Annotated in this window: 15 protein-coding genes; 13 read left to right on the forward strand and 2 right to left on the reverse strand. The window is 62.2% G+C overall.

The window, feature by feature from the left end; translation table 11 throughout:
- Positions 1 to 18 precede the first annotated feature (18 nt).
- The 6 genes from NE357_RS27070 to NE357_RS27095 all read left to right on the forward strand — a co-directional run bounded on the left by NE357_RS27070 (position 19) and on the right by NE357_RS27095 (position 4,872).
- A complete protein-coding gene (locus NE357_RS27070; RefSeq protein ID WP_169432293.1) occupies positions 19 to 918 on the forward strand; it encodes an energy transducer TonB in 900 nt (299 codons plus the stop codon).
- Between the two features lie 59 nt (positions 919 to 977).
- On the forward strand, positions 978 to 1,550 hold the full coding sequence (locus tag NE357_RS27075; RefSeq protein WP_169432294.1) for a YqgE/AlgH family protein: 573 nt from the start codon (positions 978 to 980) through the stop codon (positions 1,548 to 1,550).
- The gene (gene ruvX / locus NE357_RS27080) at positions 1,550 to 1,987 is read left to right on the forward strand and encodes a Holliday junction resolvase RuvX (protein ID WP_007953334.1); all 438 of its coding nucleotides are present in this window, start codon (positions 1,550 to 1,552) and stop codon (positions 1,985 to 1,987) included. Before NE357_RS27075 ends, ruvX begins: the two co-directional genes overlap by 1 nt.
- An 81-nt stretch (positions 1,988 to 2,068) precedes the next feature.
- Positions 2,069 to 2,572, forward strand: a complete 504-nt coding sequence (pyrR, locus tag NE357_RS27085; RefSeq protein WP_169432295.1) for a bifunctional pyr operon transcriptional regulator/uracil phosphoribosyltransferase PyrR — start codon at positions 2,069 to 2,071, stop codon at positions 2,570 to 2,572.
- A gap of 27 nt (positions 2,573 to 2,599) precedes the next feature.
- Positions 2,600 to 3,604, forward strand: a complete 1,005-nt coding sequence (locus NE357_RS27090) for an aspartate carbamoyltransferase catalytic subunit (protein ID WP_108591854.1) — start codon at positions 2,600 to 2,602, stop codon at positions 3,602 to 3,604.
- Positions 3,601 to 4,872, forward strand: a complete 1,272-nt coding sequence (locus tag NE357_RS27095; RefSeq protein WP_169432296.1) for a dihydroorotase — start codon at positions 3,601 to 3,603, stop codon at positions 4,870 to 4,872. The genes NE357_RS27090 and NE357_RS27095 overlap by 4 nt, the downstream gene beginning before the upstream one ends.
- A gap of 83 nt (positions 4,873 to 4,955) precedes the next feature.
- On the opposite strand, the gene NE357_RS27100 is transcribed toward NE357_RS27095, so the two are convergent.
- Positions 4,956 to 5,390: an NINE protein gene (locus NE357_RS27100; protein WP_169432297.1), complete on the reverse strand. Its 435-nt coding sequence runs from the start codon at positions 5,388 to 5,390 to the stop codon at positions 4,956 to 4,958.
- A 248-nt stretch (positions 5,391 to 5,638) separates the two neighbouring features.
- On the opposite strand from NE357_RS27100, the gene NE357_RS27105 reads away from it, so the two are divergent.
- On the forward strand, positions 5,639 to 6,262 hold the full coding sequence (locus NE357_RS27105) for a C40 family peptidase (protein ID WP_169432298.1): 624 nt from the start codon (positions 5,639 to 5,641) through the stop codon (positions 6,260 to 6,262).
- Positions 6,263 to 6,313: 51 nt separating this feature from the next.
- Here NE357_RS27105 and NE357_RS27110 read toward each other — a convergent pair whose 3' ends face one another.
- The gene (locus NE357_RS27110; RefSeq protein WP_114886090.1) at positions 6,314 to 7,348 is read right to left on the reverse strand and encodes a type IV pilus twitching motility protein PilT; all 1,035 of its coding nucleotides are present in this window, start codon (positions 7,346 to 7,348) and stop codon (positions 6,314 to 6,316) included.
- Positions 7,349 to 7,404: 56 nt separating this feature from the next.
- Between NE357_RS27110 and NE357_RS27115 the strand changes: the two genes are divergently transcribed.
- The 6 genes from NE357_RS27115 (at position 7,405) to metW (ending at position 11,654) form a co-directional block, all read left to right on the forward strand.
- Complete coding sequence (locus tag NE357_RS27115) at positions 7,405 to 8,091, forward strand: YggS family pyridoxal phosphate-dependent enzyme (RefSeq protein ID WP_169432299.1); 687 nt, start codon at positions 7,405 to 7,407, stop codon at positions 8,089 to 8,091.
- A 23-nt stretch (positions 8,092 to 8,114) separates the two neighbouring features.
- Positions 8,115 to 8,933, forward strand: a complete 819-nt coding sequence (gene proC / locus NE357_RS27120) for a pyrroline-5-carboxylate reductase (protein WP_085731569.1) — start codon at positions 8,115 to 8,117, stop codon at positions 8,931 to 8,933.
- A gap of 10 nt (positions 8,934 to 8,943) precedes the next feature.
- Positions 8,944 to 9,534, forward strand: coding sequence for a YggT family protein (locus tag NE357_RS27125; protein ID WP_169432300.1), 591 nt, complete (start codon positions 8,944 to 8,946; stop codon positions 9,532 to 9,534).
- A complete protein-coding gene (locus NE357_RS27130; RefSeq protein WP_169432301.1) occupies positions 9,531 to 9,821 on the forward strand; it encodes a DUF167 domain-containing protein in 291 nt (96 codons plus the stop codon). The genes NE357_RS27125 and NE357_RS27130 overlap by 4 nt, the downstream gene beginning before the upstream one ends.
- A gap of 65 nt (positions 9,822 to 9,886) precedes the next feature.
- Positions 9,887 to 11,026 carry a homoserine O-succinyltransferase MetX gene (gene metX, locus NE357_RS27135; protein WP_169432302.1) on the forward strand — a complete coding sequence of 380 codons (1,140 nt, stop codon included), beginning with the start codon at positions 9,887 to 9,889 and terminating at the stop codon, positions 11,024 to 11,026.
- 7 nt (positions 11,027 to 11,033) lie between these two features.
- Positions 11,034 to 11,654: a methionine biosynthesis protein MetW gene (metW, locus tag NE357_RS27140; RefSeq protein ID WP_096817600.1), complete on the forward strand. Its 621-nt coding sequence runs from the start codon at positions 11,034 to 11,036 to the stop codon at positions 11,652 to 11,654.
- The last annotated feature ends 24 nt before the right edge of the window (positions 11,655 to 11,678 follow it).

Genomic DNA, 11,678 nt, shown 5'->3' on the forward strand with positions numbered 1-11,678 from the left:
GATGTTGGTTTTCTTGTCATGACACTTCCGTCCGATCTGCCCGCTGAACTCGCCCATAAAGGCGTGCGCCCGGTCGATCGCCTCGGATTTACCCTGTTTCTCGCGGCGCTGATCCATTTGGCGTTGCTGCTCGGCGTGGGTTTCACCATGGTCGAGCCCAAGCAGATCAGCAAAACCCTGGAAATCACCCTCGCCACCTTCAAGAGCGAAAAGAAACCGGCGAAGGCCGATTTCCTCGCCCAGGAAAACCAGGAAGGCAGCGGCACCCTCGACAAGAAGGCGATTCCCAAGACCACCGAGGTCGCGCCGTTCCAGGACAACCAGGTCAAGAAGGTCACTCCGCCACCGGCCGCCAAGCCGCAGGTGCAGGAAGCCGCGCCCAAGGCGGCGGTGACCACCGTCGCGCCGAAACCGAAAAAGGCGCCGACCAAGAAAGAAGAAGCGAAGACCGAGACCAAACCAACGGTCGACGCCCCGACTTTCGACAGTTCGCAGCTCTCCAGCGACATCGCCAGCCTCGAAGCCGAACTGGCCAACGAACAACAGTTGTACGCCAAGCGCCCGCGCATCCACCGCCTGAGCGCCGCCTCGACCATGCGCGACAAGGGGGCCTGGTACAAGGACGAGTGGCGCAGGAAGGTCGAGCGCATCGGCAACCTCAATTACCCGGAAGAGGCCCGGCGCCAGCAGATTTACGGCAATTTGCGTCTGATGGTGTCGATCAACCGCGACGGCTCGCTGTATGAAGTGCTGGTGCTGGAATCATCCGGCCAGCCGCTGCTGGATCAGGCGGCGCAGCGCATCGTGCGGCTGGCAGCCCCGTTTGCACCGTTTACCGGGGACCTGTCGGACATCGACCGGCTGGAAATCATCCGCACCTGGAAATTCGCCCGGGGCGACCGGTTGTCCAGTAACTGAGTCGATCTTTTGCCCGCTCCAGCTTGTCAGTTCGCCCCCCGAACGCCACACTAGCGCACATGAAAAACGTCAGCCCCAGCTACCTCAAGCATCACTTCCTGATCGCCATGCCACACATGGCCGACCCGAACTTTGCCCATACCTTGACCTACATCGTCGAGCACACGGCCAATGGCGCCATGGGGCTGGTGGTCAACCGACCGCAAGAGCTGAATCTGGCCGACATCCTCGAACAACTGCGCCCCGACATCGATCCGCCAGCACTGTGCCAGCATGTGCCGATCTTCATCGGCGGCCCGGTGCAGACCGATCGCGGTTTTGTCCTGCACCCGGCGGGCCAGACCTTCCAGGCCACCGTCGAGCTGGAGGGCGATCTGGCCCTGTCCACCTCGCAGGACGTGCTGTTCGCCATCGCCGACGGCGTGGGCCCGGCCAAGAGCGTCATCACTCTCGGTTACGCCGGTTGGGAAGCCGGGCAACTGGAGGCTGAAATGGCCGACAACGCCTGGCTGACCTGCCCGTACGACGCCGACATCCTGTTCAACACCAGCAGTGAACTGCGCCTGGAAGCGGCGGCCAAGCACCTGGGGATCAACCTCAGCCTGCTGACCAGCCAGGCAGGACACGCCTGATGGCCCTGCGCCTGATCCTCGGCTTCGACTACGGCACCAAACAGATCGGCGTGGCGGTCGGCCAGGTGATTACCGGCCAGGCTCGCGAACTGTGCACCTTGAAGGCGCAAAACGGTGTACCGGACTGGAATCAGGTCGAAGCCCTGATAAAGGAATGGAAACCCGACGCCGTGGTGGTCGGCCTGCCGCTGAACATGGACGGTACGCCCAGCGAAATGTGCGCCCGCGCCGAGAAATTCGCCCGCCGCCTCAATGGCCGCTTCAACCTGCCTTTCTATACCCACGACGAACGCCTGACGACCTTCGAAGCCAAGGGCGAACGACTGGTGCGCGGGGGACAGAAAGGCAGTTACCGCGACAACCCGGTGGACGCCATCGCCGCCGCCCTGCTGTTGCAGGGCTGGCTCGACGAAAACACCGCACTGTTTGAATCCTGACAAGCGCTACGGCGCTTTTCTTTTGGTTACAACCCGAGCCCCGGTTCGCGAGAACCGGCTCGACCCCGAGAAGGAGCAACCATGAGCCTGCCCAATCCCGCCGATCTGATCAGCCAGATGGCGACCCGCCTCAAGGCGCACCTTGCCCAGCGCAATATCAGCGAACCGCGTTACATCGGCATCCGCACCGGCGGCGTCTGGGTCGCCCAGGCCCTGCTCAAAGAACTGGGCAGCGACGCGCCATTGGGCACGCTGGATGTTTCCTTCTACCGCGACGACTTCAGCCAGAACGGCCTGCACCCGCAAGTGCGTCCGTCCGCCCTGCCCTTCGAAATCGAAGGCCAGGATCTGGTGCTGATCGACGACGTATTGATGAGCGGCCGGACCATCCGCGCCGCCATGAACGAACTGTTCGACTACGGCCGCCCGGCCAGCGTGACGCTGGTCTGCCTGCTGGACCTGGACGCCGGCGAACTGCCGATCCGCCCGAACGTGGTCGGCGCGACGCTGTCGCTGGCCGCCCATGAGCGGGTCAAGCTGTCCGGGCCGGAGCTGGCCCTCGAACTGCAAGACCTTGCCCTTTAATCCGCCCTATTGAGAGTCCCATTCGCGATGACGCCTCTAGATACCAAGCGCCCGCTGCAGCTCAATGATCAGGGCCAGCTGCGCCACTTCCTCTCCCTCGACGGCCTGCGCCGCGAGTTGCTGACGGAAATCCTCGACACCGCCGACTCGTTCCTCGAAGTCGGCGCCCGGGCCGTGAAGAAGGTCCCGTTGCTGCGCGGCAAAACCGTGTGCAACGTGTTCTTCGAAAACTCCACCCGCACCCGCACCACCTTCGAACTGGCGGCCCAGCGCCTGTCGGCGGACGTGATCACCCTGAACGTGTCGACCTCGTCGGCCAGCAAGGGCGAAACCCTGCTCGACACCCTGCGCAACCTGGAAGCCATGGCCGCCGACATGTTCGTCGTGCGCCACGGTGACTCGGGCGCTGCGCACTTCATCGCCGAACATGTCTGCCCGCAGGTGGCGATCATCAACGGCGGCGACGGCCGACACGCGCACCCGACCCAGGGCATGCTCGACATGCTGACCATCCGCCGTCACAAGGGCGGTTTCGAGAACCTCTCGGTGGCCATCGTCGGCGACATCCTGCACTCGCGGGTGGCGCGTTCGAACATGCTGGCCCTGAAGACCCTCGGTTGCCAGGACATCCGCGTGATCGCGCCCAAAACCCTGCTGCCGATCGGCATTGAGCAGTACGGCGTGAAGGTCTACACCGACATGACCGAAGGTCTGAAAGACGTCGACGTGGTAATCATGCTGCGCCTGCAGCGCGAGCGCATGACCGGCGGCCTGCTGCCGAGCGAAGGCGAGTTCTACCGCCTGTTCGGTCTGACCACCGCGCGCCTGGCCGGCGCCAAGCCCGATTGCATCGTCATGCACCCGGGGCCGATCAACCGCGGCGTGGAGATCGAGTCGGCGGTGGCCGACGGCCCGCACTCGGTGATCCTCAATCAAGTCACCTACGGCATCGCGATCCGTATGGCCGTGCTGTCGATGGCCATGAGCGGACAAACAGCGCAGCGTCAATTCGAGCAGGAGAACGCCCAGTGAAGCTCAGCATTCTCGGCGCCCGCGTCATCGATCCAAGCAGCGGCCTGGATCAAATCACCGATATTCACGTTGAAGCCTGCAAGATCGTCGCCCTCGGCGCCGCACCGGCCGGTTTCACCGCCGTCGAAACCATTGATGCCCAAGGCCTTGTCGCCGCTCCAGGCCTCGTAGACCTGAACGTCGCCCTGCGCGAGCCGGGCTACAGCCGCAAAGGCACCATCGCCAGCGAAACCCGCGCTGCGGCGGCCGGTGGCGTGACCAGCCTGTGCTGCCCGCCGAAGACCAAACCGGTGCTCGACACTTCCGCCGTGGCCGAACTGATCCTCGACCGCGCCCGCGAAGCCGGCAACACCAAGGTGTTCCCGATCGGCGCCCTGAGCAAAGGTCTGGATGGCGAACAGCTGGCAGAACTCGTTGCCCTGCGCGACGCCGGATGCGTGGCCTTCGGCAACGGTCTGGAAAGCTTCCGCAACACCCGCACCCTGTGCCGGGCGCTGGATTACGCAGCGACCTTCGACCTGACGGTGATTTTCAACTCGCAGGATCACGACCTCGCCGACGGCGGCCTGGCCCACGAAGGGGCCACCGCCAGCTTCCTCGGCCTGCCGGGCATCCCGGAAACCGCTGAAACCGTGGCTTTGGCCCGGGATCTGCTGCTGGTGGAGCAAACCGGCGTGCGCGCGCACTTCAGCCAGCTCACCAGCGCTCGCGGCGTGGCCCTGATCGCTCAGGCTCAGGCCCGTGGTTTGAAAGTCACGGCAGATGTTGCCCTGTATCAGCTGATCCTCACGGACGAAGCGCTGATCGACTTCAGCAGCCTGTACCACGTGCAACCGCCGCTGCGCACCCGCGCCGACCGCGATGGTCTGCGTGACGCGGTGAAGTCCGGGGTGATTTCGGCGATTTCCAGCCATCACCAGCCCCATGAGCGCGATGCGAAACTGGCACCGTTCGGCGCGACCGAGCCAGGCATCAGCAGCGTCGAACTGCTACTGCCGCTGGCAATGACGCTGGTCGAAGATGGTCTGCTTGATCTGCCGACCCTGCTGGCGCGCCTGAGCGCCGGCCCGGCCGAGGCCCTGCGCCTGCCGGCGGGCAAACTGGCGGTGGGTGGTGCAGCGGATATCGTGCTGTTCGATCCGAAGGCTTCGACAGTAGCCGGCGAAAGCTGGCTGTCGAAGGGCGAGAACTGCCCGTTCCTCGGCCATAGCCTGCCGGGTGTGGTGCGTTACACATTGGTGGATGGCCGGATCAGCCACCAGGCTTGATACTGAGTTGCCCCAATCGCGAGCGAGCTCGCTCCCACAAGGGTCACCGCGAACCCTGTGGGGGCGAGCTTGCTCGCGAAGCTTTATTGGAAAGCGCCTCTGCCCTCGGCGTTACGCACCGATACCTGATCGTTCAGCGTCCAGAAGTCATACAGCACGCCAATAAAGAACAGCCCGCCCGTCAGCAGGTACAGCAGGCCGCTGATCCACTTGCCCTGATACATCCGGTGCACACCAAACACCCCGAGGAATGTCAGCAGAATCCACGCCACGTTGTATTCGATCGGTCCCGCCGCAAAGCGCAGGTCCGCTTCCCGGTCCATCGCCGGGATCAGGAACACGTCGATCAGCCAGCCGATCCCCAGCAACCCGAAGGTGAAAAACCAGATCGTGCCGGTCACCGGCTTGCCGTAATAGAAGCGGTGAGAACCTGTGAAACCGAATATCCACAACAGGTAACCAATCACCTTGCTATGGGTGTCTTTTTCCTTCACACGGGGCAGCTGATAGCCGTTCATTAAGACCTCGATACACGCGATAGATAAATATTCTTTAATTCTTTGTGACTTTTTTACAGGTAGCCGACGTACGGCAAATGCTACCTTGTGGTCCGTCAAAGCCTTATAGCACCGGACTTCTGTCCGACAATTGCGTTTTTTTGCCGCTTGTTTGGTTCCGTTGGCACCTGATTGAATCGACCAACGGCCTCGGAAGGGACAAAAAAGCTGTTATAAAGTTGCGCGCTAACACATAAGAGCCCTGCCTAATGCGTCCATTTTTCAAGACATGGCTAACTATTTGCCTATTAATGCCACTGGCCGCCCACGCCACCAATCGTGAGCAACGTCTTCCCAACGTTAACGGTTTCACTCCCAAATCCCATGCCTCTGCTCCTACGAACAAAGGCAAGCAAACGAAACACACCACGCTCGCCAGCAAGAGTCACGGCAAGCTGGTTCCACCGATGGCGAACAAGGAAAGCAGTAACGTCCTCAGTCGTGCGGTGAACGTCCTCGGTACACCTTACCGTTGGGGCGGCAGCAGCCCGAGCAAAGGCTTCGACTGCAGCGGTCTGGTCAAATACGCGTTCAACGACGCCACGTTCGACCTGCCGCGTACCTCGAATGCCATGGCCAGTGGTCACGGCGAGAAAGTCGAGCGCAAGGACCTCAAGCCTGGCGACCTGATTTTCTTCAATATCAAAAGCCGTCGGGTCAATCACGTTGCCATCTACCTGGGCAACGACCGCTTCATCCACGCACCACGCCGTGGCAAAGCGGTGAGTATCGATACGCTGAACAAACCGTATTGGGAACAGCATTACGTGGTTGCCAAGCGCGTGCTGCCGAAAGAACCAGGTGGCAAGCAGATGCGCGTGGTTCAGCGCTGATCTGTACAGATCATAAAAAACGCAGCCTTCGGGCTGCGTTTTTTTTCGTCCCTAGAAATTATCCGGTGTCCGCGCCTTCTCCCGCGCATGTTCACGACTGATCAGGCCCTTGGTCACCAGATCCTTCAGGCACATGTCGAGCGTCTGCATCCCCAGCGACCCGCCGGTCTGGATCGCCGAATACATCTGCGCCACCTTGTCCTCGCGGATCAAGTTACGGATCGCCGACGTCCCCAGCATGATCTCGTGTGCCGCCACCCGGCCGCCGCCGATCTTCTTGATCAATGTCTGCGACACCACGGCCAGCAATGACTCGGACAACATCGAGCGCACCATGGACTTCTCATCCCCCGGAAACACATCCACCACCCGGTCGATAGTCTTGGCCGCCGACGTGGTGTGCAGCGTGCCGAACACCAAGTGCCCGGTCTCGGCCGCCGTCAGCGCCAGGCGGATGGTTTCCAGATCACGCATCTCGCCGACCAGGATCACGTCAGGGTCTTCGCGCAGCGCTGAACGCAATGCCGTGGCGAAACTGCGGGTATCGCGGTGGACTTCACGCTGATTGATCAGGCATTTACGCGATTCGTGGACGAATTCGATGGGGTCTTCGATGGTCAGGATGTGGTGATGACGGTGGGTATTGAGGTAATCGATCATCGCCGCAAGCGTCGTGGATTTGCCGGAGCCGGTTGGTCCGGTGACCAGCACGAGCCCCCGCGGAGCATCGGTGATTTTGCGAAAGACGTCGCCCATGGCGAGGTCTTCCATGCTCAGCACTTTCGACGGGATGGTACGGAACACAGCGCCGGCGCCACGGTTCTGGTTGAAGGCATTGACCCGAAACCGCGCCACACCGGGCACTTCGAAGGAAAAGTCGGTTTCCAGATGTTTCTCGAACTCCACTCGCTGGGTGTCGTTCATGATGTCGTAGATCAGCTCGTGCACCTGCTTGTGATCCAGCGCCGGCAGATTGATCCGTCGCACATCGCCATCCACGCGGATCATCGGTGGCAGACCGGCCGACAGGTGCAGGTCGGAAGCGCCCTGTTTGGCGCTGAAGGCCAGCAGTTCAGTGATATCCATAGCGTCCCTCAATTCCAGTAGAATGCCGCGAACCTTCAGACCGCTGGCGCCTCTTGATGTCCACGATAGCAGACAACATTCTCCAGGTTAGTTCGCGTATTCATGCCGCCACCGCTGCCGCCGGACGCGATGAAAACAGCGTCCAGCTACTGGCCGTGAGCAAGACCAAACCGTCCGAAGCCCTGCGCGAAGCTTATGCCGCCGGCCTGCGCGACTTTGGCGAGAACTACCTGCAGGAAGCCCTGGCCAAACAGCTCGAACTGGCCGACCTGCCCTTGATCTGGCACTTCATCGGCCCCATTCAGTCGAACAAGACCCGCTCGATTGCCGAGCATTTCGCCTGGGTGCACTCCGTGGATCGTCTGAAAATCGCCCAACGCCTGTCCGAACAACGCCCGGCGGAGCTGCCGCCGCTGAACATCTGCATTCAGGTCAACGTCAGTGGTGAAGCCAGCAAGTCCGGCTGCACCCCGGCCGACCTGCCGGCCCTGGCCCAGGCCATCAGCGCGCTGCCGCGCCTGAAGCTGCGCGGCTTGATGGCAATCCCCGAGCCAACCGAAGATCGCGCCGAACAAGACGCTGCATTCGCCGCCGTTCAGAAGTTGCAGGCCGACCTCGACCTGCCGCTCGACACGCTTTCCATGGGCATGAGCCACGACCTCGAGTCGGCCATTGCCCAAGGCGCGACCTGGGTCCGTATCGGTACGGCCCTGTTTGGCGCCCGCGACTATTCCCCATCTTGATGATTTCCAGATAAGGACCTGACATGAGCAACACACGTATCGCCTTTATCGGAGCCGGCAACATGGCCGCCAGCCTGATCGGCGGCCTGCGGGCCAAGGGTCTGGAAGCCGCACACATCCGCGCCAGTGATCCGGGTGAAGAGACCCGCAACCGGGTCAGCGCCGAACACGGCATCGAGACCTTCGCCGACAATGCTCAGGCCATCGACGGCGCTGACGTGGTGGTACTGGCGGTCAAGCCACAGGCCATGAAAGCCGTGTGCGAAGCGATCCGCCCGAGCCTGAAGCCGAATCAACTGGTGGTGTCCATCGCCGCCGGCATTACTTGCGCCAGCATGACTGCGTGGCTCGGTGAACAGCCAATCGTGCGCTGCATGCCCAACACCCCGGCGCTGCTGCGTCAGGGCGTGAGCGGTCTGTACGCCACCGGCGAAGTCAGCGCCGAACAGCGCCAGCAGGCCGAAGAGCTGCTGTCCGCCGTGGGCATCGCCCTGTGGCTGAACGAAGAGCAGCAACTGGACGCGGTCACCGCCGTCTCCGGTTCCGGCCCCGCGTATTTTTTCCTGCTGATCGAAGCCATGACCGCCGCTGGCGTCAAACTCGGCCTGCCGAAGGAAACCGCCGAACAACTGACCCTGCAAACCGCGCTGGGCGCGGCGCACATGGCCGTGTCCAGCGACGTCGACGCCGCCGAACTGCGCCGCCGCGTGACCTCGCCGGCCGGCACCACGGAAGCTGCAATCAAATCGTTCCAGGCCGGTGGCTTCGAAGCCCTGGTGGAAAAAGCACTCGGCGCCGCCGCGCACCGCTCGGCCGAAATGGCCGAACAATTGGGCAAATAAGGAGCCTTACATGATTGGATTGAACACCGCAGCGGTCTACGTGCTGCAAACCCTCGGCAGCCTGTACCTGCTGATCGTGCTGCTGCGCTTCGTCCTGCAACTGGTGCGGGCGAACTTCTACAACCCGCTGTGCCAGTTCGTGGTCAAGGCTACCCAGCCGCTGCTCAAGCCACTGCGCCGGATCATCCCGAGCCTGTTAGGCCTGGACATGTCGTCGCTGGTGCTGGCGATCCTTGTGCAACTGGCTCTGATGGCGCTGACCCTGCTGCTGACCTACGGCACCACCGGCAACCCGCTGCAACTGTTCATCTGGTCGATCATCGGCGTGACCGCGCTGTTCCTGAAGATCTTCTTCTTCGCCTTGATCATCAGCGTGATCCTGTCGTGGGTCGCTCCGGGCAGCCACAACCCGGGCGCCGAGCTGGTCAACCAGATCTGTGAACCGGCCCTGGCGCCGTTCCGCCGCTTCCTGCCGAGCATGGGCGGCCTGGACCTGTCGCCGATCTTCGCCTTCCTCGCGCTGAAGCTGATCGACATGCTGGTGATCAACAACCTCGCGGCGATGACGATGATGCCGGAAATCCTGCGCCTGTTGATGTGAGCTGGTTTCGCTGGGACGGTGACGACCTGATCCTCGAGTGTCACCTGCAACCGGCAGCCCGCAGCGATGACTTCGCCGGGCTGCACGGCGACCGCCTGAAGATCCGCCTGACCGCGCCGCCGGTAGAGGGCAAGGCCAATGCGTACCTGATGGGGTTTCTGGCCAAGGCTTTCGGGGTTTCCAAGAGCCAGGTCAGTTTGCTCAGCGGTGAGTTGAACCGGCAGAAGCGCGTGAAGATCTGCTCGCCGAAGAAGCTGCCGGATTTGCCGGGGCTCTGCCGCCCCTGATCGTTGCTTGCCGCTAACCCCACCGGTCTTTAGACTTACGCCTCATTTCAACGAGAGCAGGGTCGATGCCAGCTGCCTTTCCCCCCGATTCTGTTGGTCTGGTGACGCCACAAACGGCGCACTTCAGCGAACCGCTGGCCCTGGCCTGCGGCCGTTCGCTGGCCGCTTATGACCTGATCTACGAAACCTACGGCACGCTCAACGCGCAGGCGAGCAACGCCGTGTTGATCTGCCACGCCTTGTCCGGCCACCACCACGCCGCCGGCTACCACAGCGTCGACGACCGCAAGCCCGGCTGGTGGGACAGCTGCATCGGCCCCGGCAAACCGATCGACACCAACAAGTTCTTCGTGGTCAGCCTGAACAACCTCGGCGGCTGCAACGGTTCTACCGGCCCGAGCAGCCTCAATCCGGAAACCGGCAAGCCGTTCGGCGCCGACTTCCCGGTGCTGACCGTGGAAGACTGGGTGCACAGCCAGGCACGCCTGGCCGACCGGCTCGGCATCGGCCAGTGGGCGGCAGTGATCGGCGGCAGCCTCGGCGGCATGCAGGCGCTGCAATGGACCATCACGTATCCGGACCGCGTACGCCACTGTCTGGCCATCGCCTCGGCCCCCAAGCTGTCGGCGCAGAACATCGCCTTCAACGAAGTGGCGCGCCAGGCGATCCTCACCGACCCGGAATTCCACGGCGGCTCATTCCAGGAACACGGCGTGATCCCCAAACGCGGGCTGATGCTGGCGCGGATGGTGGGGCACATCACCTACCTGTCCGACGACTCCATGGGCGAAAAATTCGGCCGCGGCCTGAAGAGCGAAAAGCTCAACTACGACTTCCACAGCGTCGAGTTCCAGGTCGAAAGCTACCTGCGTTATCAGGGCGAAGAGTTCTCCGGGCGCTTCGACGCCAACACCTATCTGTTGATGACCAAGGCGCTGGATTACTTCGATCCGGCGGCCAACTTCGACGATAACCTGGCGAAAACCTTCGAAGGTGCGAAAGCCAAATTCTGCGTGATGTCGTTCACCACCGATTGGCGCTTCTCCCCGGCCCGCTCGCGGGAGCTGGTGGACGCGCTGATGGCCGCGCGCAAGGACGTCAGCTACCTGGAAATCGACGCGCCGCAGGGCCACGACGCCTTCCTGATTCCGATCCCGCGTTATTTGCAGGCGTTCGGCAATTACATGAATCGCATTACGTTGTGAGAAAGCCATGAGAGCTGATCTGGAAATCATCCAGGAATGGATCCCCGCCGGCAGCCGTGTACTCGACCTCGGTTGCGGCGACGGCGAGTTGCTGACCTGGCTGCGCGACCACAAGCAGGTCACCGGTTATGGCCTGGAAAACGACCCGGACAACATCGCCGAGTGCGTGGCCAAGGGCATCAACGTCATCGAGCAGGACCTGGACAAGGGCCTGGGCAACTTCGCCAGCAACAGCTTCGACGTGGTGGTGATGACCCAGGCCCTGCAAGCCGTGCATTACCCGGACAAGATCCTCGACGAAATGCTGCGGGTCGGCCGCCAGTGCATCATCACCTTCCCCAACTTCGGTCACTGGCGCTGCCGCTGGTATCTGGCGAGCAAGGGCCGGATGCCGGTATCCGAATTCCTGCCGTACACCTGGTACAACACGCCGAACATTCACTTCTGCACCTTCGAAGACTTTGAAGAACTTTGTCGCGAACGTGAGGCGAAGGTCATTGATCGGCTTGCCGTGGATCAACAGCACCGCCACGGGTGGGCCAGTAAGCTATGGCCTAATCTGTTAGGTGAGATCGGTATCTACCGCGTCAGCAGCCCGGGGCTGCAGGATCACAGAATCGCGGTCTGAACCACGACATTGCGAGGAGAACGA

Source organism: Pseudomonas sp. G7(2022), from assembly GCF_052660475.1.